This window comes from Brevundimonas sp. UYEF29, assembly GCF_040546195.1.
Taxonomy (GTDB): Bacteria; Pseudomonadota; Alphaproteobacteria; order Caulobacterales; family Caulobacteraceae; genus Brevundimonas; species Brevundimonas huaxiensis.
Genome location: NZ_JBEPNH010000005.1, coordinates 93,745 through 118,228 on the forward strand (window position 1 = coordinate 93,745; position 24,484 = coordinate 118,228).

The 24,484-nt window shown below is 66.3% G+C and carries 24 protein-coding genes; 16 read left to right on the forward strand and 8 right to left on the reverse strand.

Going from position 1 to position 24,484, the window contains the following annotated elements:
* Positions 1-125: 125 nt before the first annotated feature.
* The 5 genes from petA to ABIB58_RS09845 all read left to right on the forward strand — a co-directional run bounded on the left by petA (position 126) and on the right by ABIB58_RS09845 (position 6,419).
* The gene (gene petA, locus ABIB58_RS09825) at positions 126-683 is read left to right on the forward strand and encodes a ubiquinol-cytochrome c reductase iron-sulfur subunit (RefSeq protein WP_045810115.1); all 558 of its coding nucleotides are present in this window, start codon (positions 126-128) and stop codon (positions 681-683) included.
* A 16-nt stretch (positions 684-699) separates the two neighbouring features.
* A complete protein-coding gene (locus ABIB58_RS09830; protein WP_045810114.1) occupies positions 700-2,004 on the forward strand; it encodes a cytochrome b in 1,305 nt (434 codons plus the stop codon).
* A gap of 17 nt (positions 2,005-2,021) precedes the next feature.
* On the forward strand, positions 2,022-2,885 hold the full coding sequence (locus tag ABIB58_RS09835; RefSeq protein ID WP_045810113.1) for a cytochrome c1: 864 nt from the start codon (positions 2,022-2,024) through the stop codon (positions 2,883-2,885).
* Between the two features lie 152 nt (positions 2,886-3,037).
* On the forward strand, positions 3,038-4,705 hold the full coding sequence (locus ABIB58_RS09840) for a M28 family metallopeptidase (RefSeq protein WP_045810112.1): 1,668 nt from the start codon (positions 3,038-3,040) through the stop codon (positions 4,703-4,705).
* A gap of 73 nt (positions 4,706-4,778) precedes the next feature.
* Positions 4,779-6,419, forward strand: a complete 1,641-nt coding sequence (locus tag ABIB58_RS09845) for a M28 family peptidase (protein WP_052689483.1) — start codon at positions 4,779-4,781, stop codon at positions 6,417-6,419.
* A 3-nt stretch (positions 6,420-6,422) separates the two neighbouring features.
* Here the strand turns inward: ABIB58_RS09845 and ABIB58_RS09850 are convergent, their stop codons facing one another.
* A complete protein-coding gene (locus ABIB58_RS09850; protein WP_354040642.1) occupies positions 6,423-7,853 on the reverse strand; it encodes a helix-turn-helix domain-containing protein in 1,431 nt (476 codons plus the stop codon).
* 156 nt (positions 7,854-8,009) lie between these two features.
* Between ABIB58_RS09850 and aceA the strand changes: the two genes are divergently transcribed.
* Both aceA and ABIB58_RS09860 read left to right on the forward strand, forming a co-directional pair.
* The gene (gene aceA / locus ABIB58_RS09855) at positions 8,010-9,290 is read left to right on the forward strand and encodes an isocitrate lyase (protein ID WP_045810110.1); all 1,281 of its coding nucleotides are present in this window, start codon (positions 8,010-8,012) and stop codon (positions 9,288-9,290) included.
* Positions 9,291-9,309: 19 nt separating this feature from the next.
* The gene (locus tag ABIB58_RS09860) at positions 9,310-9,519 is read left to right on the forward strand and encodes a hypothetical protein (protein ID WP_045810109.1); all 210 of its coding nucleotides are present in this window, start codon (positions 9,310-9,312) and stop codon (positions 9,517-9,519) included.
* A 71-nt stretch (positions 9,520-9,590) separates the two neighbouring features.
* Here the strand turns inward: ABIB58_RS09860 and ABIB58_RS09865 are convergent, their stop codons facing one another.
* Positions 9,591-10,724, reverse strand: coding sequence for a hypothetical protein (locus tag ABIB58_RS09865; RefSeq protein WP_045810108.1), 1,134 nt, complete (start codon positions 10,722-10,724; stop codon positions 9,591-9,593).
* 83 nt (positions 10,725-10,807) lie between these two features.
* A complete protein-coding gene (locus tag ABIB58_RS09870) occupies positions 10,808-11,743 on the reverse strand; it encodes a ribose-phosphate pyrophosphokinase (RefSeq protein WP_017504159.1) in 936 nt (311 codons plus the stop codon).
* A 190-nt stretch (positions 11,744-11,933) separates the two neighbouring features.
* Between ABIB58_RS09870 and ABIB58_RS09875 the strand changes: the two genes are divergently transcribed.
* Both ABIB58_RS09875 and recN read left to right on the forward strand, forming a co-directional pair.
* Positions 11,934-12,788, forward strand: coding sequence for an outer membrane protein assembly factor BamD (locus tag ABIB58_RS09875; RefSeq protein ID WP_039245588.1), 855 nt, complete (start codon positions 11,934-11,936; stop codon positions 12,786-12,788).
* Positions 12,789-12,864: 76 nt separating this feature from the next.
* Positions 12,865-14,562: a DNA repair protein RecN gene (gene recN / locus ABIB58_RS09880; protein ID WP_045810107.1), complete on the forward strand. Its 1,698-nt coding sequence runs from the start codon at positions 12,865-12,867 to the stop codon at positions 14,560-14,562.
* A gap of 9 nt (positions 14,563-14,571) precedes the next feature.
* Here recN and ABIB58_RS09885 read toward each other — a convergent pair whose 3' ends face one another.
* From ABIB58_RS09885 to ABIB58_RS09900, 4 genes are all read right to left on the reverse strand, one after another.
* A complete protein-coding gene (locus ABIB58_RS09885) occupies positions 14,572-15,477 on the reverse strand; it encodes a hypothetical protein (RefSeq protein ID WP_045810106.1) in 906 nt (301 codons plus the stop codon).
* A gap of 88 nt (positions 15,478-15,565) precedes the next feature.
* Positions 15,566-16,081: a hypothetical protein gene (locus ABIB58_RS09890; protein WP_055753176.1), complete on the reverse strand. Its 516-nt coding sequence runs from the start codon at positions 16,079-16,081 to the stop codon at positions 15,566-15,568.
* A 5-nt stretch (positions 16,082-16,086) separates the two neighbouring features.
* Positions 16,087-16,872, reverse strand: a complete 786-nt coding sequence (gene xth / locus ABIB58_RS09895) for an exodeoxyribonuclease III (RefSeq protein WP_354040647.1) — start codon at positions 16,870-16,872, stop codon at positions 16,087-16,089.
* Positions 16,873-16,976: 104 nt separating this feature from the next.
* On the reverse strand, positions 16,977-17,981 hold the full coding sequence (locus ABIB58_RS09900; protein WP_354040649.1) for a hypothetical protein: 1,005 nt from the start codon (positions 17,979-17,981) through the stop codon (positions 16,977-16,979).
* A gap of 151 nt (positions 17,982-18,132) precedes the next feature.
* Here ABIB58_RS09900 and ABIB58_RS09905 point away from each other — a divergent pair, with 151 nt between their 5' ends.
* The 6 genes from ABIB58_RS09905 to ABIB58_RS09930 are packed head-to-tail and all read left to right on the forward strand — an operon-like array spanning position 18,133 to position 22,967.
* Positions 18,133-19,188: an MBL fold metallo-hydrolase gene (locus ABIB58_RS09905; protein WP_354040651.1), complete on the forward strand. Its 1,056-nt coding sequence runs from the start codon at positions 18,133-18,135 to the stop codon at positions 19,186-19,188.
* Positions 19,185-19,958 (forward strand): enoyl-CoA hydratase, encoded by a 774-nt coding sequence (locus ABIB58_RS09910; RefSeq protein WP_055753180.1) that lies wholly within the window; start codon positions 19,185-19,187, stop codon positions 19,956-19,958. Before ABIB58_RS09905 ends, ABIB58_RS09910 begins: the two co-directional genes overlap by 4 nt.
* A 60-nt stretch (positions 19,959-20,018) precedes the next feature.
* Positions 20,019-20,513, forward strand: a complete 495-nt coding sequence (locus tag ABIB58_RS09915) for a GNAT family N-acetyltransferase (protein WP_354040653.1) — start codon at positions 20,019-20,021, stop codon at positions 20,511-20,513.
* Between the two features lie 38 nt (positions 20,514-20,551).
* The gene (locus tag ABIB58_RS09920) at positions 20,552-21,097 is read left to right on the forward strand and encodes a DUF1285 domain-containing protein (protein WP_055753181.1); all 546 of its coding nucleotides are present in this window, start codon (positions 20,552-20,554) and stop codon (positions 21,095-21,097) included.
* On the forward strand, positions 21,094-21,756 hold the full coding sequence (locus tag ABIB58_RS09925) for a CoA pyrophosphatase (protein WP_354040656.1): 663 nt from the start codon (positions 21,094-21,096) through the stop codon (positions 21,754-21,756). Before ABIB58_RS09920 ends, ABIB58_RS09925 begins: the two co-directional genes overlap by 4 nt.
* Positions 21,753-22,967, forward strand: a complete 1,215-nt coding sequence (locus tag ABIB58_RS09930; RefSeq protein WP_045810100.1) for a CCA tRNA nucleotidyltransferase — start codon at positions 21,753-21,755, stop codon at positions 22,965-22,967. The genes ABIB58_RS09925 and ABIB58_RS09930 overlap by 4 nt, the downstream gene beginning before the upstream one ends.
* Here the strand turns inward: ABIB58_RS09930 and ABIB58_RS09935 are convergent.
* Positions 22,942-23,898 carry an endonuclease/exonuclease/phosphatase family protein gene (locus ABIB58_RS09935; protein WP_185224622.1) on the reverse strand — a complete coding sequence of 319 codons (957 nt, stop codon included), beginning with the start codon at positions 23,896-23,898 and terminating at the stop codon, positions 22,942-22,944. The two genes, ABIB58_RS09930 and ABIB58_RS09935, sit on opposite strands and share 26 nt — an antisense overlap.
* Positions 23,899-23,966: 68 nt before the next feature.
* Between ABIB58_RS09935 and ABIB58_RS09940 the strand changes: the two genes are divergently transcribed.
* Positions 23,967-24,428 carry a DUF4112 domain-containing protein gene (locus ABIB58_RS09940; RefSeq protein WP_045810151.1) on the forward strand — a complete coding sequence of 154 codons (462 nt, stop codon included), beginning with the start codon at positions 23,967-23,969 and terminating at the stop codon, positions 24,426-24,428.
* Positions 24,429-24,484: the final 56 nt, after the last annotated feature.

Here is a 24,484-nt window from a genome sequence, read left to right on the forward strand (position 1 = left end):
GTCAGCAGCTTGCGTCCAAACCGGCGCAAGTCTGGGACCGTCGGGGATTCCCGGCGTCTTTTGTTGGTTCGTGCCGTGGCTGGGGACGCCCTTGGGGTCTTCTGCGGCGTTCGAGAGGTGGAAACGTGGCCGAATCGGTCGTGCATACGGAAGACGGTCACAGCCCTGAGGGCGGTGATCCCAATCGTCGGGACTTTATCTACATCGCGGCGGGCGCCGCAGCGGTCGGCGCGGGCGCCATGATCGCCTGGCCGCTGATCAACCAGATGAATCCGGCGGCCGATACGCTGGCGCTGGCGTCGATCGAGTTCGACCTGACGAAGGTTCAGGAAGGCCAGCAGGTCGTCATCAAATGGCAGGGCAAGCCGGTGTTCGTGCGTTACCGCACCCCGGCCGAGCTGCAGAAGGTCATCGCGGACGATCACGCGCCCGACCTGAAACAGCCCCAGACCGACGCCGAGCGCACCAAGCCGGGTCACGAGAAATATCTGGTCGTCATCGGCTCGTGCACGCACCTGGGCTGCGTGCCGACCTTCGGCGCGGGCGATTACGGCGGCTGGTTCTGCCCCTGCCACGGCTCGCACTACGACGCCTCCGGCCGCATTCGTAAGGGGCCGGCGCCTCTGAACCTGGTGGTGCCGGAATACGATTATCTGTCCGACACCCGCGTCAAGATCGGCTGAGGACCAAGGGGGAATCATGAGCGATCACGAGAGCACCTACGTCCCGAAGACGGGCGTCGAGAAGTGGCTGGACACCCGGCTGCCGATCATCCGTTTCGGCGCGGACTACATGTCCCTGCCGACGCCGCGAAACCTGAACTACTGGTGGACCTTCGGCGGCATCCTGGCCCTGTGCCTGATGACGCAGATCGTCACCGGCATCGTTCTGGCCATGCACTATACGCCGAACGTCGACCTGGCCTTCGCCTCGGTCGAGCGCATCATGCGCGACGTGAACGGCGGCTGGCTGATCCGCTACGTCCACGCCAACGGCGCATCGATGTTCTTCATCGCCGTCTATCTGCACATGCTGCGCGGCCTCTACTACGGCTCATACAAAGCGCCGCGCGAGATGATCTGGATCATCGGCTGCGTGATCTTCTTCCTGATGATCGCCACCGCCTTCTTGGGTTACGTCTTGCCTTGGGGCCAGATGTCGTTCTGGGGCGCAGAGGTCATCACCAACCTGATCGGCGCCATCCCGGTGCTGGGCGAGCCGATCCTGATCTGGCTGCGCGGCGGCCCGGCGATCGACAATGCGACGCTGAACCGCTTCTTCTCGCTGCACTATCTGCTGCCGTTTGCGATCCTGGGCTGCGTCGTGCTGCACCTTTGGGCGCTGCACTCGGCCGGTCAGAACAACCCGGTCGGCATCCTGATCCCCAAGGATCGCGAGAAGAAGGACACGCTGCCGTTCCACCCGTATTTCACGGTCAAGGACGGCTTTGCGATCATCCTGTTCCTGATCCTGTTCGCCATCTTCGTCTTCTATCAGCCGAACGCGCTGGGCCACGCCGACAACTACATCCCGGCCAACCCGCTGCAGACGCCGGCGCACATCGTGCCCGAGTGGTATATGCTGCCCTTCTACGCGATCCTGCGCGCCGTCCCGGACAAGTTCGGCGGCGTGGTGGCGATGTTCAGCGCCATCGGCGTGCTGTTCGTCTTGCCCTGGCTGGATACGTCCAAGGTGCGCTCGATGCGCTATCGCCCGACGATGCGGACCTTCTTCATCATCTTCCTGGTGGTGGGCGTGGGCCTGGGCTGGTGCGGTGGTCAGCTGCCCGACGCGCCGGTGATCGGGTCGTTCAAGACCTTCACCCTGATCGACGGCGACCTGAACTCCTACCTGTGGCTGACCCGGGTCTTCACCCTCTACTACTTCGTCTTCTTCCTGATCATCATGCCGTTGGTCGGGTTGAAGGAGCAGCCGTTGCCGATCCCGGCGACGATCTCCGAGCCGGTCCTGACCGGCGCCGGCGCCGTCGAGCACAAGGTCTGAAAGTCATGACGATTGGAATGAAGACCGTGTCGTTCAAGACGATCATCACCTCGGCCGCGATTGCGCTGGGTCTGCTGAGCGCCGCCGCTCCCGCCATGGCGTCGGGCGCCGCCGCTCATCCGCGCTCGGGCGGGTTCAGCTTCGAGGGGCCGTTCGGCACCTATGACCAAGGCCAGCTGCAACGCGGCTACAAGGTCTATCACGAGGTCTGCTCGGCCTGTCACAGCATGAACCTGATGCACTATCGGAACCTGGGCGACCGTCATGGGCCGTTCTGGAATCCGAAGTATCCGAACCCGAACGACAACCCGGTCGTGAAGGCTCTGGCCAAGGAAGTGCAGGTCGGTGATATCGACAGCGAGACCGGCGAGCCGATCCAGCGCGACGCCACGCCGGCCGACAAGTTCCGCGCCCCCTATCCGAACGCCACGGCGGCTGCGGCGGGCAACGGCGGCGCAGCCCCGCCCGACCTTTCGGTCATGGCCAAGGCCCGCCACGACGGCGCAAACTACATCTACTCGCTGCTGTCGGGCTACAAGGCGGCTCCGGCCGGCCTGCAGATCCGCGACGGGCAGCACTACAATCCCTATATGGCCGGGGACCTGACGCCGTTCTGGACCGGCGATCACAAGCACGTTCCGCCGGGCGGCTTCATCGCCATGCCGCCGCCCCTCAAGGACGGCCTGGTCACCTATGACGACGGTTCGCCGCAAACGGTGGATCAGTACGCCAAGGACGTCGCGGCCTTCATCGCTTGGACGTCCGAGCCGAAGATGGTCGAGCGCAAACAGGCCGGGTTCGGTGTGATGATCTATCTGCTGCTGTTCGCCGGCATCACCTATGTCGCCTACCGCCGCATCTGGAAGGGCGTCGCCCACTAAGGCCATCGCCGCCGGATCGAAATCGCAAGCCCGCCGAGGTTCGCCACGGCGGGCTTTTTCGTTTGCGACGAAAGGTCCGGGACGCAGCATCGACAGGGCGAAGTTCGCCCCCTAGGGTCGCGCATCGTTTCTGGCTGTGGGGCCTTCAGTTCATGCGTCTCGTCTCTTCTTTCGCCGCCGTTCTTTTAGCGAGCGTCGCCTTGTCTGCCTGCGCCACGGCGTCTGATCCCGCTGCGGTTCACACGATCCCGACTTTCGATGCGGCGCGCATCTCACAGGACATCAAGACGCTGTCGGACGACAGCTTCGAGGGCAGGGGCATCGCCACCCCAGCCGAGGAAAAGGTCATCCGCTATCTGAGCGAAGGCTACGCCGCCGCCGGGTTCGAGCCGGGCGGGCCGAACGGCCAGTGGACGCAGGCCGTGATCCTGAACCGCTTCACCCAGTCCAATGTGCGCGCTTCGCTGAAGCTGGGCGACTGGACCCTGCCGATGACGCAAGGGCGCGAGGTCGCCATCTCGACCCGCCGCCCGACCGAACACGTCAGCCTGAAGGACGCGCCGCTGGTCTTCGTCGGCTACGGCATCAACGCGCCCGAGCGGCAGTGGAACGACTTCAAGGGCCAGGACCTGCGCGGCAAGATCCTGGTCGTGCTGGTCAATGACGCCGACTTCGAGGAGCCGGCGCTGAACACCTTCGGCGGCAAGGCCATGACCTATTACGGCCGCTGGACCTACAAATACGAGGAGGCGGCCAAACAGGGGGCGGCGGGCGTGCTGATCGTGCACGAGACGGCGCCGGCGTCTTACGGCTGGCAGACGGTCGCCAACTCCTGGGGCGTGTCGCAGTTCGACATCCTGCGCCAGAATGCAGCGGCCGAACGCGTGCCGATGGAGGGCTGGATCCAGCGTGACGTGGCGGTCGACCTGTTCCGCCGTGCGGGTCTGGATTTCGAGGCGCTGAAGGTCCAGGCGCGCAGCCGCGACTTCCAGCCCGTCGCCTTGCCCGGCGCATCCTTCTCGACCGAGTTCGACGTGGCCACCAATCAGGTCACCAGCCACAATGTCATCGCCCGCCTGCCGGGCACGACCCATCCGGACGAGACGATCCTCTATACGGCCCACTGGGATCACATCGGCATGGGCGAGCCGGATGCGACCGGCGACCGCATCTTCAACGGGGCGGTGGACAACGCCTCGGGCACAGCGGGTCTGCTGGAGCTGGCGCGCATGTTCGGTCGCGCGCCGCGCACCGAACGCTCGATTGTGATGATCAGCTTCACCGGCGAGGAAAGCGGCCTGCTGGGCTCGGAATACTATGCGGTGAACCCGGTCTATCCGCTGGCCAAGACGGTGGGCGGGTTCAACATGGACTCCATGAACGTCTATGGCCGCGTTACGGGGCTGGGCGTCACCGGATATGGCCAGTCGGACTTCGACGAACGTCTGGCGGCGGCGGTCCAGCCGCAAGGGCGATCGCTGGTCCCGGATTACGAGAATGCGGCCGGCACCTATTACCGTTCGGACCACTTCCCGCTGGCCAAGCGTGGCGTGCCGATGGCCTATGCCGGCAGCCGGGGCGATTTCCGCGACGAACCGATCGCCGCGCGCGAGGCGGCGCGGTCGGAATACGGCGCCAAACGCTATCACCAGGCGGCGGATGAGTGGTCGCCCGACTGGGACTACAGCGGCATGATCGAGGATCTGACCGTCTTCTACGATGTCGGTCGCGCCTTGGCGAACGGTCGCGACTGGCCGCAGTGGAAGTCGGGTTCGGAGTTCGCGCCGGTGCGCGCGACGACGGCGTCCGAACGTCGCTAGTCTTTTTACATATCGAGATGGGGCGGGGAGGAATCTCCGCCCCTTTTGCCATTCCGCCTGTCGAGTAAATGCAATGATCCATCGCCGTTCACCCCTCGTCGCCCTCGCGGCGCTCGCACTCGCCGCCTGCGCGACGACGCCGGTCGCATCTCCGGCGCCCAAGCTGGACGCCTTCGCCGTCGCCTCAGCCGCGACGCCTCAGTTCAGCGCCCAGCGCCTGTCGGACCACATCAAATATCTGGCGTCGGACGAGTTGGAGGGCCGGTTCCCCGGCCTGATCGGCGAACGGCTGACCCTGGCCTATCTGCAGGCGCAGTATGAGGCGATGGGACTGGAGCCGGGCGGGCGCGACGGATCATGGCTGCAGCCTGTCGATCTGGTCCGGTTCACGCCAGAGCGGGCGCCGACGGCGGCCTGGACCGGGGCGGACGGCGTGTCGCATCCGCTGGTGTCGGGAACAGACATCACCCTGCGGGCCGGGTCGGCGGAACCGGTCGTGACGGCCTCTGCGCCGCTGGTCTTCGCCGGTTACGGCATTTCGGGGCCGACCTGGGACGATTATGGCAATGCGGACCTGACCGGTAAGGTCGTGGTCATTCTGCGCGGCCAGCCGACGGTGATGGGCGAGGATCCCAACTTCTACGGCTCGACCACGCACAAGACCCAGGAGGCGCTGAAGCGGGGAGCCGTGGGCGTCATCACGCTTCAGGACCAGGACAACCGCTGGCGTCGCGCCGTGGGCGGCGCGACCCGGCCGCAGATGACGATCAAGGGCGCGCAGGACCCGCGATTCAGCGGATCGATCAACATGGCCACGGCGACAGCGATCGGCGGCGCGTCCCTGGAAGCCGCCGTGGAGCGGGCGAAGACAACCGGCTTGGGCGGAGCGATCGATCTGGGCGTGCGGCTCAGCGTCGATATCGCCGAGACCACCGAAGTCATCCACTCCAACAATCTGCTGGCCAAGATCCCGGGCACGGAGCGGCCTGACGAGTACGTCTTCTATTCCGCCCACTGGGACCACGTCGGCAAGGCCCGGACGCCGAACGCCGAGGGCGACGACATCTTCAACGGCGCTTGGGACAATGCGTCGGGGACGGCCGGTTTGATCGAGATGGCGCGGGCGTTCAAGGCCGGGCCGGCGCCGAAGCGCACCGTGGTCTTCCTGCACGTCACGGCCGAAGAGCAGGGGCTGTTGGGGTCGGAGGCCTATGCGGCCGAGCCGGTTTATCCGCTGGCTAAGACGGCGGCGGACATCAATATCGACATGCTGCCCTTCACGCCGGCGACGCGCGACGTGGCGGTGTTCGGCGTCGGCAAGTCCGAGCTGGAGGACATCCTGGGCCGGTTCGCGGCCGTGCAGGGACGGGTGGTGACGGGCGACGGCTATCCGGAGGAAGGCTTCTACTACCGCTCCGACCATTTCAACTTCGCGGCCGGAGGGGTGCCGGCGCTGATGCCGTGGACGGGCCGTGACTTCGTCGAGGGCGGGATCGAGGCGGGCAAACCCTATTACGAGGGGGCGATGGCCAAATACTATCACAAGCTGACCGACGAATGGCGGGCCGACTATGATTTCACGGCCGCCTTGCAGAACCTGGACCTGCTGTATCGGCTGGGGCTGACGGTGGCCGACAGCGAGAGCTGGCCTGCGTGGAAGCCGACCGCCGAGTTCCACGCCATCCGCGACCGCACGGCCGATCAGAGGCGCTAGACCTCAGGCCGCGCCGAACGGATAGGGGCTGACGGACTTGGACCAGTCGTCGACCGCAAGCGGGCGGTCGATGGGGGCGGCGGCGCGTTCGGCGCAGGGGTGACGGTGACACAGGCGGCAGGCCGGGCCGATGGGCGTGACCTCGGGGTTCTGCAGGTCGATGCCGTGGGCATACGCCAGACGATGCGCATGACGCAGTTCGCACCCCAGGCCGACGGCGAGGTCGTGGCGCTCGTCATAGCCGTCGTGGCCTTGCCGCTCGACGGTCCGGGCGAAGGTGAACCAGCGGCCGCCGTCTGGAGTCTCGATGATCTGGGTGACGATGCGGCCGGGCGTGCGGAAGGCCGAATGGAGCCGCCAGCGCGGACAGGCGCCGCCGAAGCGCGAGAAGGGAAAGGCGCCCGCCGCATAGCGTTTGGAGATGTTGCCCGCCTGATCGACCCGCATCAGGAAGAAGGGCACGCCGCGCGCCGTGGGGCGTGACAGGGTGGTCAGGCGGTGGGCGGCCTGTTCATAGCTGACGCCGAAACGGGCCTGCAGCCGGGCCAGGTCGTAGCCGGTGTCTTCCGCCGCCCGCTGGAAGTTGGCGTAGGGCATCAGGGTCGCGGCGGCGAGCGTGTTGGTCAGGGCGACCTTCAGCAGCGATCGAGTGGGCGCGTCCGGGGCGTTCGCGGCCTCCGCCAGCGCGTTGAGCGCCGGCCCTTGCTCGGCCAGGGCCAGTTGATAAGCGATGGCGAAGGCGCGCGAGGACGGCCCCAGGGTTTCCGACAGCAGCAGACGGCGGCGGTGCAGGTCGTAACGGCGGGTCCATTCCACCATGACCTCGGCCGGCAGGGTGCGGACGCCCAGATCGTGTTTGGCCGCCAACCGATGACGGGCGGCGGGTTCGAAGCCGTCAGTGTGGGCGGGCGCCTCGGCGGACAGGGCGTCGGACAGGGCCTCGCCCATCTGGTCGAGTTCGGGGAAATGGTTGCCGCGGGACTGGATGTATTCGCGCACCCATTCTGCGGGGCTGGTCTCGATCGGGCTTTCGCCCATCTCGGCCGCGGCGCGGGCGCGCGTGCGACCGTCATCGAAAGCCTGATAGAGGCGCAGCAGGGCGTCGGCCACGCCGGGCGCCTCTTCCAGCAGTTGCACCAGTTCATGCCGGGGCGCGGACAGGCCCTTGAACAGAGGGTCGGTCAGGATTTCCGTGAGCCGAGCCTCGTCCGCCGCCCCGCCCTGGTTCAGGGCGCGCAGATCGACGTCATAGGTGTCGGCCAATCGCAGCAGCAGCTGGGCTGAGACCGGGCGCTGGTTACGCTCTATGTGATTGAGATAACTTGGAGAAACGTCCAGATCGGCGGCCATGGCGGTCTGGGTCAGGCCCAGATCGCGCCGCAGCCGCTTGAGCCGGGCGCCCAGGAACAGCTTGCGATCAGCGGCGGCGTTCATCGATGCATGTTGTCACAACGTGACTGACTAAGCAAAGTCATAATGTGACAAGACGACTTCGTTTGTGGGCTTCGGTCTGTATCAGTTTTGACCGTCGCGTGTTCTTGTCTTCGAGACGGCGGCTGCGGCCGCGCCCTTCAGAGACCGAGTTCGACCATGACCACCTTCGCCGATCTGGTGCCTTCGCCCGTTGGCCGTTTCGACGGCATCGAGCGCCCCTACACCCCTGAAGACGTCCTGCGCCTGCGCGGCTCGGTGCCGATCACCCATACGCTGGCCGAGCGCGGAGCCAACCGCCTGTGGCAGTTGCTGCACGACGAGCCCTTCATCAATGCGTTGGGCGCCGTCACCGGCAACCAGGCCATGCAGATGGTCCGCGCGGGCCTGAAGGCCATCTATCTGTCGGGCTGGCAGGTCGCGGCCGACGCCAACACGGCCGGCGCCATGTATCCCGACCAGTCGCTGTATCCGGCCAACGCCGCGCCGGAGCTGTGCCGCCGCATCAACCGCACCCTGCAACGCGCCGATCAGATCGAACATGCCGAGGGCGGGGCCAAGCGCGACTGGTTCGTTCCCATCGTCGCCGACGCGGAAGCCGGTTTCGGCGGGCCGCTGAACAGCTTTGAGATCATGAAGGCCTTCATCGAGGCGGGTGCGGCCGGCGTCCACTTCGAGGACCAACTGGCGTCCGAGAAGAAGTGCGGCCACTTGGGCGGCAAGGTCCTGATCCCGACCCAGGCGCATGAGCGCAACCTGGTCGCTGCGCGTCTGGCCGCTGACGTCTTGGGCACGCCGACCATAACGGTCGCCCGCACCGACGCCGAAAGCGCGCAGCTGATCACCTCGGACATCGACGAGCGCGACCAGCCCTTCATCGATCGCGACAACCGCACGCCCGAGGGCTTCTTCCGCCTGAAGGAGGGCACGGGTCTGGATCACTGCATCGCGCGAGGTCTGTCCTACGCCAATATCGCCGACCTGCTGTGGTGGGAGACGTCGCATCCGGATCTGGACGACGCCAAGAAGTTCGCGGAAGCCGTTCAGAAGGCCCATCCGGGCAAGCTGATGGCCTACAACTGTTCGCCGTCGTTCAACTGGAAGGCCAAGCTGGACGACGCCACCATCGCCAAGTTCCAGCGCGAGCTGGGGGCCATGGGCTACAAGTTCCAGTTCGTGACCCTGGCCGGCTTCCACAGCCTGAACAATTCCATGTTCGAGCTGGCGGACGGTTATCGCGATCGCGGCATGGCGGCCTATTCGGAGCTGCAACAGCGCGAGTTCGCCAACGAGGCCATCGGTTACACCGCCACGCGTCACCAACGCGAAGTCGGCACCGGCTATTTCGACCAGGTCGCCACGGTCATCTCCAACGGCACGTCCTCGACGACGGCGCTGAAGGACTCGACCGAGACCGCCCAGTTCACCCACGCGGCTTAAACCGGAAAGGAACCCGCAAATGGAACCGCTGACCCGAACCGAAGCCATCATCGACTTCTGCCTGGCGCCCCTGGCGCTCGACACCGGCACGGAGGCCGAACGTGAGGTGCGTCGTCGTCTGACGCACGTGCTTCGGACCTATCAGTCCAAGACCGCAACGCCGGTCGCCGTGGACTTTTCGTCCATGCCGTCACAGGTCATCAACGAGGCGGCGCACGGCTACGAATAGGCTGTCCGCCCAAGAAAAAGGCCCGCCCCGATCGCTCGGAGCGGGCCTTTCGTCGATCTGGGCAGGAAGACCTAGCGCGTCGTCGGGCCGGTGTTCAGCGATTGGGTTGTCGCAACCGCCGGGGTCGGAACGGGCGTCGCTTGCGGGACGGTGACAGAGATGGGCGTGCGCGCCGGCGCGGCGCCGGTTTCCTGAGGATCGCCGACGACGATGGTGGTGATCTGCGTCGCCTCGGTGGTGCAGGTCGCGAGGTCGCGGGTGATGTGGCGGCCCAGGCAGAAGATGTCCTCATAGCTGGGGCGCGAGGCGGCCAGGCACTGGAACAGCATCAGCTTGGACATATCCATGCAGAACTCGCTGTTCGGCTCGTGCGTCAGGGCCTCGGTGTTGACCCGGGCCTCGTCGCCGCCGGCCCCCAGCGCGCCCAGAGCCGCGATGGCCAGAGAGCGGACGACGGCAGGGGTGTAGGGCGGGCCTTTGCGCGACGGCTCCAGTCCCAGACCCGTGCCGCTGTTGGCGGCGGCGAACAGGCGGCTTGATTCCTCCGGCGAGGGCAGCATCTTCACGGCCGACAGGGTCTTTGCGCTTTCCAGCCGCACTTCACGGTTCGGGATGGGGGTGATGGCCCACTGGCGGCGCGGATCGCTGCGGCCCTGGATGGTGTAGGCGTCCTGCTCGATCGCCTCGGCGATGGCGCGCATGGCGATGGCGTCCTTGCCCACCGTCGCCGAGATCAGGCCGGCGGCCGCGTCGGCGCCCGGCAGGGTGGCGGCATAGGCCGGATCGGCGACGATCTGGGCGACCATGCGCTGACGTTGCGCCGGGTCGATCGCATACTGCTGAACGCCGGCGACAAACTCTGGCGACTGCAGGGCGATGATGGCGCCGTATGCGATCAGCCCGCGCGACAGCTGGTCGGCGTCATAAGCCGAACCCTTGCGCAGGGCGGCCTGGATCGATTCCGCATCGGGGAAGCCGCCCGGCTGGATCGTCTGGGCTTCGCGCAAGTAAGCGACGTAGATCGCAGCGGCGTCCGCAACGCCCTGGTTGAGGGACACGGGGGGCGGCTTGCGGGCAGCCAGTTCAGCCGCCAGACGCTGGGCCTCCAGCTCGGCCTTCGAAGGTCCGCTCTCACAGCTGGCGAGCAGGACAGCGGCGGCGAGGGCGGCAGCGGATAGGCCGCGGCTCAGTAGGGCCGTTTTCATGGAGACTTCCTCAGGCGATCACGCGCGCAAAAAGCGCCAACACTGTTGGCGCTTATAAGGCGGGCCTTATGGTTATCCGAAAGTTAATCGAACAGTTTCGAGACCGATTCTTCGTTGGCGATCCGTCGGATAGCCTCTCCGACCAGCGGAGCCACGGAAACCGCTCGGATTTTCGGGCAGTTCAAAACTTCGTGGGGTTGCTCGATGGAGTTGGTGATCACCAGCTCCTTCAGCGGGCCGTCGGTGATGCGCTGGACGGCGGGGCCGGACAGGACGCCGTGGCTGATATAGGCCGAAACCTCGGTCGCGCCCTGGTCGATCAGGGCCTTGGCAGCGTTGACCAGGGTGCCGCCCGAATCGACGATGTCGTCGAACAGGATGCAACGGCGGCCCTGCACGTCGCCGATGATGTTCATGACCTCGCTCTCGCCCGCCTTGGGCCGGCGCTTGTCGACGATGGCGAGATCGGCGTCCAGGCGGCTGGCCAGGGCGCGGGCGCGCACCACGCCGCCGACGTCGGGCGAGACGATCATCAAGTCATCGCCACGGGCGTAGTTTTCCTTGATGTCCTGCGCCAACACGGGGGTCGCGACCAGATTGTCGGTCGGAATATCGAAGAAGCCCTGGATCTGGCCGGCGTGCAAATCCATCGTCAGGACGCGGTCGGCGCCGGCGCGGGTGATCAGATTGGCCACCAGCTTGGCCGAGATCGGCGTGCGGCCTCCTGTCTTACGGTCCTGACGCGCATAGCCGAAATAGGGGATGACGGCCGTGATCCGCTTCGCCGAGGCCCGCACCAGGGCGTCGGTGATGATCAGCAGCTCCATCAGGTTGTCGTTGGCCGGATAGGAGGTCGACTGCAGGATGAAGACGTCCTCGCCGCGGACGTTTTCCTCGATGATGGCGAAGACCTCGTTGTCGGCGAACCGCTTGACCTGGGCCTTGGTCAGGGGCGCATCCAGGTGGTCGGCGATCGCCTGGGACAGTGCGCGGTTGGAGTTGCCTGAGAGCAGCTTCATCGGCCGGTCATCCTTTCGCCGTCATCCGCCCCCCATGAACGGCGGTCGGTTGGCGCGCTCTTTACCAGTGGAGCCGGGCAGGGCAAGTCGTATGCTGAGTTTTCCTCGGCATGGCGCGGCTCGGTCGCGGGTGCTAGAGGTCGCCGCGTTGGTTTTAGGGGAACGGCTTCATGGCCGTCCTTCACACGTCATGGGGTCGTCCTTGTCCGCTTCTAAGTTCCGTTCCGGCATGGTGCTGATGGCCGCGGCGCTCGCCGCAGTGACGATTTCAGGGTGCTCGGGCACCAAGCGTCCCAAGCTGGCCTACGAGGAACGTCCGGTCGAGGCGCTCTACAACACCGGCTATGATCGGCTGCAGCAGCGCCGCTGGTCCGACGCCGTGGACTACTTCCAGGAAGTCGAACGCCAGCACCCCTATTCGGACTGGGCGCGTCGTTCGATCCTGATGCAAATCTACGCCTACTATCAGAACAACGCCTATGCCGACGCCATCGCGGCGGCCGACCGGTTCATCCAGCTGTTTCCCGGCAATCCGTCGGCGTCCTACGCCTTCTACATGAAGGCGGTCTGCAATTTCGAGCAGATCACCGACGTCGGTCGTGACCAGGGTTACGCAACCGCCGCCTTGGCGGGTCTGAAGGATGTCTCGCGCCGCTATCCGGGCACGCCCTATGCCTCGGACGCCGCCGTCAAGATCGACATGGTCAACGACCAGCTGGCCGGCAAGGAAATGAACATCGGCCGCTACTATCAGCGCGCCAACCAGCCGCTGGCGGCGCTGAACCGCTACAAGGCCGTGATCGCCAACCCGGACTTCCAGCGCACTTCGCACACGCCCGAAGCCCTGTATCGTCTGGTCGAGGTCAACCTTCAGCTGGGTCTGAAGGAAGAGGCGACGCGGAACGGCGCCGTGCTGGGCTACAACTATCCGGGCAGCCCGTGGTACGCTGAGGCCTATGCGCTGCTGACCGAAAACGGCCAGACGCCGGACAAGGCGCCCGAGGGCAAGCGCGAGAGCTGGCTGCAGCGGATCATTCCGGGCTGATCACGCTACGGCTTGTGCAATCCGGCGGGGATCGGGATTCTGTCGGTCATGATTCGTTCCGCCGGCGCCTGACGCGATGCTGACCGCCCTTTCCATTCGTGACGTCGTCCTTGTGGACGTGCTCGATCTCGAGGTCGAGAACGGCCTGACCGTGCTGACCGGCGAAACCGGGGCGGGCAAGTCGATCATTCTGGACGCGCTTGGCCTGGCGCTCGGCGGACGCGGCGACGCAGGCCTGGTGCGCAATGGCGCGAAACAGGCCGTGGCCACCGCCGTGTTTTCGGCTCCCGACGATCCCGATTTGCTGGCCCTGATCGCCGGAAAGGGGTTCGAGGTTCAGCCGGGGGAGGATTTGATCCTTCGCCGCGTCCTAGGCGCCGACGGCCGCAGCCGGGCCTATGTCAACGATCAGCCGGCCGGGGTGACGGCTGTGCGCGAGATCGGCGCGGCCTTGGTCGAGGTGCACGGACAGCATGAGACGGTGGGCCTGCTGGATTGGCGCACCCACCGGGCGTCGCTGGACGCCTATGGCGGACTGCAGCCGCAGTTGTCGGCGGTCGCCTCGGCCTCCGCCAAGCTCAAGGCCGCCGAGGCCAGGCTGGCCGAGCTGAAGGCGCAGGCGGCGGACGCCGATGCGCGGCGCGAGGAGATCAGCCTCAATCTCTCCGAGCTGGATGCGCTGGATCCGCGCGCCGACGAAGAGACGGAATTGGCAGGCGAACGCGCCCTGCTGGGCGCCGCCGAAAAGGCCATTGCGGATCTGGGCGACGCCCGCACGCAGCTTGGCGGCGACAAGCTGAGCCAGAAGCTGGGCGCGGCGCTGAGGGCCGTCGAACATGCGCGCCAGAGGGCAGGGCAAGCGGGCGCCGAGGGCGATCATCCTGTCATCGTCAAACTGTCGGCCGCCGTGGAGGCGATCGACCGCACCATGGTCGAGGCGGCGGAAGCCCTCGCCGCCGTGGACGCCGCCGCTGACGCCTTCGACTATGAGCCCGGCCGTCTGGACAAGGCCGAGGAGCGTCTGTTCGCCCTGCGCGCCGCCGCTCGCAAGCTGCACACCACCGTCGACGCCCTGCCGACCCTGCGCATTCGCCTGCGCGAGCAGTTGCGGCTGATCGAGGATGGCGAGGAGGCGCTGGCCAACGCCGGGCGCGAGGCGGCCGAGGCGGCGCAAGCCTATGACCTGGCGGCCACCTTCCTGACCTCGGCGCGGGAAGCCGCCGCCGAACGCCTGACCGCCGCCGTCATGGCAGAGCTGGGTCCGCTGAAGCTGGAGCGCGCCCGGTTCCGCGTGGCGCTGGAACCGATCGAGGGCCGGCGCGGGCCGGACGGCGTCGAGACGGTGCGCTTCCAGATCGCCACGAACGCCGGAACCGACTTCGGCCCGCTGGACGCCATTGCTTCAGGCGGCGAACTGGCGCGTTTCGCCTTGGCGATGAAGGCGGCCCTGGCGAGCCGTGAGGACATGCGCCAGCCCGTGATGATCTTCGACGAGGTGGATCAGGGAGTCGGCGGCGCGGTGGCCGAGGCGGTGGGTTCGCGCCTGAAACGCCTGTCGAGCGGGGCTCAGGTCCTGGTCGTGACCCATAGCCCCCAGGTCGCAGCGCGTGGTCACGCCCACTGGAAGGTGATGAAGGCCGATCGCGACGGCCTGACGACCACCACCGTCGTCGCCCTGGACGACCAGCGCCGTCAGGAAGAGATTGCACGCATGCTATCCGGGGCGGAGATCACCGACGAAGCCCGCGCAGCGGCGCGAGCTTTAATCGGCTGACTGAACGTTTTAGACGCCCAGGATCCAGCCTTCTTCCTGTTCGACCTGGGCGATCAGTTCCGGCGTGGCGTCCTTGGGCGGGGCGAACGCCGCGGCCAGATCGCCGGCCTCGTCCATCCGGGCGAGCGCTTCAGCCGTTGAGCGGACTTGGGCCTGGTCCTTGAACTCACCGGGTTGAGGCTTGGTCTCGTGCATCGACGGCCAGACCTCGACGACCAGGGCCGACAAGGGTTCCACGTCATCGGGCGTCAGCGCGCGCCAGCCGGTGCCGAAGGGCCAGACGGCGCCTGATGGGCCGAGGCTTTCCAGCAGCCGCCGCACAGCCGGGATGCCGACCAGGGTCTGGCCGCCCACCGCGCCCGCGCCGTGCATCTGCCACACGCTCTTGGGCTGAAGCCGGCCCTTGCGGGCGGCGTTTTCTGTGGCGCGGAACTCGGGGATGTCGGCGCCGGAGCCGACGGGCGGTTTGGTCGTGGTCAACCAGCGCTGGGCCTGTTTGGCCGGCGCGCCCCACAGAGGCCAGGCCTCGTCGGTCATCAGCCGGTTCATCTTGGCCGCGACCTGATAGCGGTTGTTGGTGTTGTCGGCCTTGTCCACGATGTTGGAGGCGATGAACTTCCACATGGCTTGCCACGGGGTTCCGTCCAACTTCAGCCGCGCGGCCGTGCCGACGGGATAACCGAAGTTGAAATCCAGCCCGACCAGCACCCGGTCGCCGCGCTTTCTGTGATCCGCCAGGATCGAGGCCAGCAGGGCTTCGCCCTCGGCCCGGGTCGCGACGTTGTGCGTCTCGGTATAGAGGCGGAAACGCACGTCGCGCTTGGCCACGCCGATCCACAGCGAGGTGTCGCCGAGCTTCTTGGTTTCGGCGGCGGTCCAGTCAGCGACGATATAGGCGTCGAAAAGGCGGGCCAAGGCGGCCTCCCTGATAAAGGCGTGTCGGTTAGGAGTGAGCCGGGCTTCTAACGCCGCATCGCGGCGACTGAAAGGCCCATGCGGCGCCTCAGCCCTTCAGCAGGGCCTCCAGATGCGACAACCAGCGGCGACCGAGACGCAGCGCCTCGCCCGGCGAGCCGGTCTGGACGGGCAGGGCGGCGTCCCACAGGGCCAGTTCGAACTCCGGATGGCGGGCGTCGGCGAACATCAGCCGCAACACGACCTGTTCGGCATCGGGGGCCAGCACGTCCAGCGACTTGCGCGCCTCGCCCCGGCGAATGCGGGCGACCACGTGGCCGTCCACGATGATCTCGCCCCCCTCGACCTCATCGAAGGCGTAGACCAGGCCATGGGCGCCGTTGGCCCACAGCACGACAACCTGTTCGACGTCGAAGTTCAGGGCGCAGGCGCGACCTTCGCCCGGCGACAAGGCCTCGACCTCCGGCGCGGCGCCCAAGGTCTTGAGCATGGCGCGGTGCAGGCGGCGTGGCGGCTCCATCCACCACGACAGCGCCAGGGCCAGGGTCGTCAGCAGGGCCGCCGCGAGGGCGATCAGCAACACCACCCGCAACACGTCGGCCATGGTCGTCAGGCCTCCAGATCGAGATCGACCACCACGGGGACGTGGTCGCTGGGTTTTTCCATGTCCCGGGCGTCACGGTGGGTTTCGATTCCTCGGAACCGGTCGGCGGCCTGTGGCGACAGCAGGGCGAAGTCGATGCGGATGCCATGGTCCCGCTGCCAGGCGCCGGCCTGATAGTCCCAAAAGGTGTAGGTGCCGGCCGGTTCGCCGCCGATCTCGTGCGCGTCGGCCAGACCCAGGTTCTTCAGAGCGCGGAAAGCCTGGCGGCTCTGAGGCTGGAACAGGGCGTCGTCGGTCCAGGCGGTAGGGTTCTTGGCGTCCTCGGCCTCGGGGATGACGTTGTAGTCGCCGCACAGGGCCAGCGGCTCCTCGAACGCCAGCAGATCCTGGGCATGGCGGTTCAACCGATCGAACCAGGCCAGCTTGTAGGCGAACTTCTCGGTCCCGATCGGATTGCCGTTCGGCAAATAGATGGCGCCGACGCGAATGGGCCGGGGCGCCTCGACCAGAGCCTCGATATAGCGCGCCTGTTCGTCAGTCTCGTCGCCAGGCAGGCCGCGCCGGATGTCGGACAGCGGATACTTCGACAACAGGGCGACGCCGTTGTAGCTCTTCTGCCCGTGGGTCTCGACATTGTAGCCCAGGCCCTCGAAAGCCTCCTGCGGGAACTTCTCGTCCACGCATTTGATCTCCTGGAAACAGGCGACGTCGGGGGCAGCCTGCTCCAGCCACGCCAGCACAGTGGGCAGGCGGGCGTTGACGGAGTTCACGTTCCAGGTGGCGATGCGCATGACGGCGACGCTAGGCTGCGTCACCGTTCTGGAAAAGAGGGCGCGCAAAACAAAAGGGCCGCCGGATCGCTCCGACGACCCTTTCGTCTGGTCTCTGTCGTCGTTTACGGGCGACCGCCGGCAGGGGCTGGCGCAGCGGCCGGAGCCGCCATTGTCAATTTGCAGCCGCCGCCGATGCGTTGTGCCGTGGCGCAAGGATAGACTTGCTGAACCGCGTTTTCAGTGTTCACGCGGGCGATGACGCCATCAGCGCCGTCGCACTTGGCTTCATAGAAAACGCCGTTGGCGTTCTGGCCCATCAGCCGAGCTTCGGTCACGTTACAAGACGCGGCATCCGACCCTGCAAGAAGGCCTTTCACGAATGCGGCATTTTCAGCGACTGTAGTGAATTCACAAACTCCGCTTTCGGCCAAAACTCGGATGCAGGGTGTCTTTGTCCAAGCTTCGCCCTCCTTCTGAATCCAGTAACCAGCAGCGTCCGCGCAACCGATTTCATAAACAACAGCCCCGTCGCCCGACTGGCCCAAAACCTTTGTCTGATCAACCGAGCAAGGTACGCTGGCTTGCTGAGCGTAGGCACGGATAAACAGATCTACATCCGTATTCGCTGCTATCGTGCATTGCATACCGACATCCGCCGTTGGATCTCTCTCGCGTACGATCCGCGCCGAATAGGCTAGATTGATGCAGCTTGTCGCGACAGGTGGCGTCTTCGCTTCAATGATGAAGCCAGCCTCTGCTCCGCATGCAACCTCGAAAACAGAGGTTTTGTCCGCCGTTTGGCCCAACAGCTTGGCCTCAGTGACCTGACATTTCGTATTCGCTACAGTTGCCTGTTCTTGCGCGGATGCAAGAACTTGCTCTGCGGTGGGAGCGGTTGCACTAGGCGCTTGTTGTCTACGATTCTGGCGGTTCTCTCGCAGGCGCGAAGCAGAGGTTTCGCGGGTTGATTGTGCCCGGGAAGGGTCAGACGGATTTCCTGGCGCCGCCCTGCCGCCGTATTCAGGGTTGGACGTAGGGCCAGCCGATTGAGCAACGGCTGAACCAGCCAAAGCCAGGCCGATTAATGCGCTGCTAGCAAGAGCCGCAAGGACGCGATGATGGGACAAGCAGGACCTCCGAAGACCAGTTTTGTTCAGCCTTGAGCTGTCATAAGATAATCGTCAAGAGAACCACGCACAGCAAGTGTGACCTGGGTTTGGAAAGCTAGTGCGAAATGGCAAGACAAGCGTGACATCACAAAGCGATGAGCGCGAGCGGATGTCACGCCGACCCATTCTTCATTATCCCTTGGGCGCGAATGTCCCCGAACAGAGCGCAGTTGAAGTGACGCGAGGCGTGCTGTGGCTGCGGTTCGCCCTGCCGTTTCAACTGGATCACGTGAATGTCTATGCGATCCGGGACGGCGACGGCTGGGTCATCGTCGATACGGGTTTGAAGACATCCACGACCGTTGCTGCATGGGAGACGGCGCTGAATGGCGCGCTGGGCGGCAGGCCCGTGACGCGGCTGGTCTGCACGCATATGCATCCCGATCACATCGGCTTGGCGGGCTGGCTATGTGAGCGGTCGGGCGCGCCGTTGCTGATGTCGCGACTGGAGTATGTGACCGCGAGGATGCTGATGGCCGAGGAGGCAGGCGATGCGCCGGCGGACGGCGAGCGCTACTATCGTGCGGCGGGTTGGGGCGATGAGCAGATCGCGCGCTGGCGGGCAGACTACGGCGGGTTCGGCAAAGGCGTGGCGACGATGCCCCGCAGCTATCTGCGACTGTCCGACGGCGATGTCGTTCAGATCGACGGCGACGATTGGACAGTGGTCGTCGGTTCAGGCCATAGCCCGGAGCACGTCTGCCTGTGGCGGCGGTCGGACGACGTCTTCATCGCCGGGGATCAGATCCTGCCGCGCATTTCCTCCAATGTCTCGGTCTGGTCGACGGAGCCGGAAGCCGACCCTCTGGGTGACTGGATGGACTCGCTGGACAAGCTGAGGGCGCTGTTGCCGGAGGGCGCGTTCGTCCTGCCGGCGCATGGCGAGCCCTTCTATGGCGTGCATGCGCGGCTCGATGCCCTGAAGCGAGGGCATGAGGTCGCGCTGAAACGGCTTGAGCGGACGTTGCGTCAACCGTCTAGGGTGGTCGACGGCTTCTCCGCCGTCTTCGGTCGAGTGGTCGGGGATGGGGTGCTGGGTATGGCCACAGGCGAGGCTCAGGCGCATCTGAACTATCTGGAACGACGCGGCCGCGCTCGACGGACGCGGGACGAGAGCGGCGTCGACTGGTGGAGCGCCGTCGCACAGGACGAGGAAACGACGTGAGCGAACATATCCGCAGCGAACTGATCGACGGCGTCCTGACCGTCACCCTGGACCGGGCCGACAAGAAGAACGCCATCACCCAGGCCATGTATTCGGCCCTGGCCGAGGCGACGGAGCGGGCCCGCACGGACGATGCAGTGCGCGTACTGCTGCTGCGGGCCGAGGGCGACAGCTTCTCGGCCGGCAACGACATTCAGGACTTCATCGCCTTGGGATCGCAGGGCGCAGGACCGGGCGACATGCCCGTGTTTCGTTTCCTGAAGGCGCTGGCGGACCTGGACAAGCCGGCTGTCGCGGCGGTGAAGGGGCGGGCGGTCGGCATCGGCCTGACCATGCTGCTGCACTGCGATCTGGTGGTGGTGGCCGAGGACGCGTTGCTGTCCGTGCCCTTCGTCAATCTGGCCCTGGCGCCGGAGGCGGCGTCCAGCCTGCTGCTGCCGGCCGTGATCGGTCATCAGCGGGCCTTCGAACTGTTCGCGCTGGGCGAGCCGCTGGATGGCCGGACGGCCCTGGCCTGGGGCATCGCCAATCGCGCGGTTCCGGCCGATCAGGTCGAGGCGACGGCGGCGGAGCTGGCGGCCAAGGTGGCGGCCCGCGCGCCCAACTCGATCCGCAAGACCAAGCGGCTGATGCGCGACGCAGAAGGTCTGTGGGCGCTGATGCAGCGCGAGGGCGAAGCCTTTGGCTCTCAAATGAAGAGCCCCGAAGCGATGGAGGCCTTCATGGCTTTTACGCAGAAGCGGGCGCCGGACTTTTCGAAGGCCGGTTGAGCAGTCGTCGCAAGGCCTTGCCTTGATTTGGCGCAGCTTTGCTTCTAGGTGCGCGCGCCGATGTCGCACGCCCTTTCCATACCTCCGGCCTTAAGCCGTATCGAAGCCGAGACCCCGGCCGATACCGCAGGCGTGGAGGCTCTGGTCATAGCCGCGTTCGGACCTGGGCGGTTCGCCAAGACGGCCGAGCGTCTGCGTGAAGGCTCGCAGCCAAGCGCGGCCTTTGTCGTCAAGCGCGACGGGGACGTGGTGGGCTCGGTGCGGCTATGGCCGGTCGTGGTTGGAGACACCTCGGCTCTGTTTTTGGGACCGATCGCGGTGGACGCCGGCCGCCGGAGCGACGGACTAGGCGCCGAACTTGTTCAGGCGTGCGTGGATCACGCACGGACGCTGGACGTCGGCGGCGTGCTGCTGGTTGGAGATGCGGCCTATTTCGAGCGGTTCGGATTCGCCCATGCGCCCGAGGCGATCCTGCCCGGACCCGTGGATCGTCGCCGCGTCCTGTGGCTGGCGACCGGCGTGGATCAGGTTTCGGGTTCGGTTCGCATCGGCTGACCCTTTCCCGTACGGTTCGCGGGGCCTAAGTCAGGGGGATGGATAATCCCAAGTCAGGACTGAACGCCGTCGCCGAAGCGGCCAAACAGGCGCCCGGCAAGGGGCTGCCGCCGGTCCACCTGTGGCATCCCGCGCATTGCGGCGACATCGATATCGTCATCCGGGCGGACGGCGTCTGGATGCACGAAGGCTCGCCCATTGGCCGCAAGGAATTGGTGCGGCTGTTCTCGACGGTGCTGAGGAAGGACCCGGACGGCTATCACCTGGTCACGCCGGTCGAAAAGCTGAAGATCACCGTCGAGGATTTGCCGTTCCGGGCTGTCGCGATGCGTCGGGAAGGCGACGCGCTGATTTTCACCACCGATGTCGGGGACGAGGTGAGGGCGAGCGAGGCCGATCCCATCGTCGTTGAAACCGATCCCACGACGGGCGAGCCGGCGCCGCGCATCCATGTGCGACGCGATTTGTGGGCGCGCATCGCGCGGTCGGTCTTCTATGAAATGGTCGAAATGGCCCAAGAGGTCGATGGACGCTTGGTCGTTCGGTCGGGCGGCCAGGTCTTCTCGCTGGGCGCGGTGACGTGAGCCTGGAGACCTTGAAGGCGCGGCTGGTCGATCGGCTGGCGCCGGTCGAGACGTGGCGGCCTGAACTGGTCGCGGCGCGGTCGGACTTCGACCTGAACCCGCAAGCGACACGGACGGCCAAGGAACTTCGGCCGGCGGCGGTGCTGATCCCTATCCTGGCGCGGCCCGAGGGCGCGACGGTGCTGCTGACGCGGCGCGCCGACACCCTGGCGCGGCATACGGGGCAGATCGCCTTCCCGGGCGGTCGGCTCGACCCCGGCGAGACCGCAGTTCAGGCGGCGCTGCGCGAAGCGGACGAAGAGGTGGCGCTGGACCCGTCGGCGGTCGAGGTGCTGGGCCTGTCGGACGCCTATGAGACGGGGACCGGATTTCTTGTCACGCCGGTGATCGGTTGGTTGCGCGAGGCGCCGGTCACCACGCCGTCGCCGGACGAGGTCGCCGAGGTGTTCGAGACGCCGTGGGATTTTCTGATGGACGCCGCCAACCATCGTCGCGACTTTTACGATCTGGATGAAGGCTTGCGGCGCTGGTTCTGGGCCATGCCTTGGGGTGAGCGCTACATCTGGGGCGTGACGGCGGGGATTTTAAAGGCGTTGCACGTGCGGCTTTATGGCGACGAGGCTGCGCCAGACGCGGCGGCCGACGAGGATGCGGCATGAGCGTCTCTGTGAAGGGACAGCCCTGGCTGGAAAGCCAGGCGACGCGGGCGGTGATGCGGGCGCTGGAAACGGCGGGCGGTGCGGGCTGCGCGCGGTTCGTGGGCGGCTGCGTGAGGAACAGTCTGTTGGGTCAGCAGGTCGACGACATCGACATCGCCACGCGCTTGCGGCCCGAACAGACCATGGCGGCGCTGAAGGCGGCGGGGTTGAAAGCCGTGCCGACGGGCGTCGAGCACGGCACGGTGACGGGCGTGTCGGAGCGGCGTCCCTATGAGATCACGACCCTGCGTCGCGATGTGGAGACGGATGGACGCCGCGCAGTGGTCGCCTTCACCGAGGACTGGGCCGAGGATGCGGCGCGGCGGGATTTTCGTCTGAACGCCCTTTACGCCGATGCGGCAGGGACGGTGTTCGATCCGACCGGCGGCGGGCTGGAGGATGCGGCGGCGGGGCGCATCGTTTTCGTCGGCGAGGCGGAGACGCGCATCCGCGAGGACTATTTACGTATCCTGCGCTTCTTCCGGTTCTACGCCTGGTACGGGCGGGGTGAGCCAGACGCGGCCGGGCTGGCGGCGTGCGCGGCGCTGAAGGGCGGCATGGCGCAGTTGTCGGCCGAGCGGGTGTCCAAAGAGGTGTTGAAACTGCTGGCGGCGCCCGACCCGCGTGCGGCGGTGCGGGCGATGGCCGAGACCGGCGTGCTGGCCCAGGTGCTGCCGCAGGCCCAGCCGCTGGCGCTGTTCGAGGCGATGTGTGACCTGACTGACGATCCGGTAATGCGGTTGTCGGCCTTGCTGCCCGCAGATGCGGCGGGGGTGACAGAGCTCGCAGGTGGTTTGAGATTGTCGAACGCGGTGCGAGATCGGTTGGCGGCGGCGGTCGCGGATAGGCCTGCCGTTTGGCCGACCATGAGCGACGCCGAGGCGCGCGCGGCGATCTATAGGCTGGGGCGCAGGACGTTCGAGGATCGGCTTATGCGCGCCGAGGCTGCTGGAGGGGGCGATGGCGCGCGGCTGCGGGCGCTGGCTGCCGACTGGACGCCGCCCAAGATGCCGGTCGGGGGGCGCGATCTGGCGCGTCTGGGCCTGAAGCCAGGGCCGGAGACAGGGCGGGTGTTGAAGGCGTTCGAGGACGGTTGGGTCGCTGACGACTTCCCTGGCGAGGGGCATGAGGGGCGGCTGAAGACCCTTATCGCGGCGGCTGAGCGCGGGTGAACTCGGTGACGACGGGGCGGTGATCGGATCCCGTCGGCTCGCCCAGGCGGCGCGTGATCAGGGCCAGATCCGGCGAACGATAGACCTGGTCGATGGTGATGCCGGCGAGGGCGGGGATCTGACTGGGCCAGGTGCCGGGCCAGCCGGGCGCAGGGATCAGGCCCAGGTCGGACTGGATTTGTTTGCCGATGCGGGCGCTGAAGACGCTGTTGAAATCCCCGGCGGCGATGACGGGATGCTCTGGCGCGGCCTTCATCCGCTCGGCCAAGGCCATGACCTGGCTGATCTGACCCCACTGATATTGATAGGGCCAGGGCCGCGTCAGGTGGACGCCGAAGACGTTGATCGGGCCGATGGGCGTCTGGACCGTCGCGCCCACGGCGCTAAGGCCGTCGGGACGCTCGGGCAGGCCTTGCAGGATCGGATAGCGCGAAGCGATGATCGAGCGCGCGTGGTCGCCGGCGCGCGCCTGGCCGATCAGGACGCGGTGAGGATAGTCCGGCAGCAACTGGTCCAGCCGCGACGCCGGCGCCTGCCCCAACTCGACCAGCACCAGGATGTCGGCGTCGGCCGCCGCGATGGACCGGCGCATGGCTGCGACATCGGTGTTGAACACATAGAGATTGGCCGAATAGACCCGCACGATCGGCTGGTCTGGAACGGGCACGCCCTTCATCGGCGTCCATTGCGGCCAGACCGACAGGGTCAGCACCACGCACGCCAATCCACCGACGATTGAGGCCGGCCATAGGCGAAAGAGCAGACAGCCCACGGTCACGCCCACGGCCGCCAGCAACACCGGCGATGTGAACTGCGCCAGGATATCCACCCAGCGATGGCCGATGCCGCTGAGCGCCGCCATGCCGAATGCCGCCAAGCCCAGCAGCAGGGCGCTCGCCGTCACATTCGCCGCCAGCTTTATCAGGGTCATCGAAGACGTATCTCTCGGATTGAACAGGACGCCTCGCCCAGCGTTAAGGCGACGCTTTGGAGGGCGACATGGCCAGACGGTCGATCCGGGATATCGAGAACATCTGGTCCAATGTCGAGGGCGTCAAGAAACTCTCGGACCGGGTCATCGGCATCGGCCCGTTCGGCATGGGACTGGACGCCATGCTGACCTGGGTGCCGATCGTCGGCACGGCCTATACGGTCGGGACGGGCGGCTGGCTGATGCTTCAGGCCGTGCGGGCCAAGGCGACGCCGGCGACCCTGGCGCGCATGGGGGCCTATATGGCCATCGACACCGCCACCGGGACGGTGCCGATCGCAGGCGACATCGTCGACACCTTCTTTCCCGGACAGTTGATGGCGGCGCGGGCGCTGCAAAAGCACATCGAAAGCACCCACTGGGTCGAGGACACCGAGGCCAATGCGCGCGCCACTGGCGACCACGAGATGCACGAGGCCCGCGTGCAGAACGACAAGACGCTGAAGCGGATCATCTATCTGCACGATTGAGATGCGCTGGCTGAGGCGGCTTAGCCAGCGTTTTCTCCGCAACAAATCTGCCTGAA

Coding starts and splice junctions, on each gene's coding strand:
- ABIB58_RS09830 (WP_045810114.1), top strand. CDS start 700: ATGAGCGATCACGAGAGCACCTACGTCCCGAAGACGGGCGTCGAGAAG.
- recN (WP_045810107.1), top strand. CDS start 12,865: ATGCTGACCGCCCTTTCCATTCGTGACGTCGTCCTTGTGGACGTGCTC.
- ABIB58_RS09865 (WP_045810108.1), bottom strand. CDS start 10,724: ATGAAAACGGCCCTACTGAGCCGCGGCCTATCCGCTGCCGCCCTCGCC.
- ABIB58_RS09845 (WP_052689483.1), top strand. CDS start 4,779: ATGATCCATCGCCGTTCACCCCTCGTCGCCCTCGCGGCGCTCGCACTC.
- ABIB58_RS09835 (WP_045810113.1), top strand. CDS start 2,022: ATGAAGACCGTGTCGTTCAAGACGATCATCACCTCGGCCGCGATTGCG.
- ABIB58_RS09915 (WP_354040653.1), top strand. CDS start 20,019: ATGTCGCACGCCCTTTCCATACCTCCGGCCTTAAGCCGTATCGAAGCC.
- ABIB58_RS09890 (WP_055753176.1), bottom strand. CDS start 16,081: ATGGCCGACGTGTTGCGGGTGGTGTTGCTGATCGCCCTCGCGGCGGCC.
- ABIB58_RS09935 (WP_185224622.1), bottom strand. CDS start 23,898: ATGACCCTGATAAAGCTGGCGGCGAATGTGACGGCGAGCGCCCTGCTG.
- xth (WP_354040647.1), bottom strand. CDS start 16,872: ATGCGCATCGCCACCTGGAACGTGAACTCCGTCAACGCCCGCCTGCCC.
- ABIB58_RS09905 (WP_354040651.1), top strand. CDS start 18,133: ATGTCACGCCGACCCATTCTTCATTATCCCTTGGGCGCGAATGTCCCC.
- ABIB58_RS09860 (WP_045810109.1), top strand. CDS start 9,310: ATGGAACCGCTGACCCGAACCGAAGCCATCATCGACTTCTGCCTGGCG.
- ABIB58_RS09870 (WP_017504159.1), bottom strand. CDS start 11,743: ATGAAGCTGCTCTCAGGCAACTCCAACCGCGCACTGTCCCAGGCGATC.
- ABIB58_RS09920 (WP_055753181.1), top strand. CDS start 20,552: ATGGATAATCCCAAGTCAGGACTGAACGCCGTCGCCGAAGCGGCCAAA.
- ABIB58_RS09875 (WP_039245588.1), top strand. CDS start 11,934: ATGGGGTCGTCCTTGTCCGCTTCTAAGTTCCGTTCCGGCATGGTGCTG.
- aceA (WP_045810110.1), top strand. CDS start 8,010: ATGACCACCTTCGCCGATCTGGTGCCTTCGCCCGTTGGCCGTTTCGAC.
- ABIB58_RS09930 (WP_045810100.1), top strand. CDS start 21,753: ATGAGCGTCTCTGTGAAGGGACAGCCCTGGCTGGAAAGCCAGGCGACG.
- ABIB58_RS09940 (WP_045810151.1), top strand. CDS start 23,967: ATGGCCAGACGGTCGATCCGGGATATCGAGAACATCTGGTCCAATGTC.
- ABIB58_RS09850 (WP_354040642.1), bottom strand. CDS start 7,853: ATGAACGCCGCCGCTGATCGCAAGCTGTTCCTGGGCGCCCGGCTCAAG.
- ABIB58_RS09840 (WP_045810112.1), top strand. CDS start 3,038: ATGCGTCTCGTCTCTTCTTTCGCCGCCGTTCTTTTAGCGAGCGTCGCC.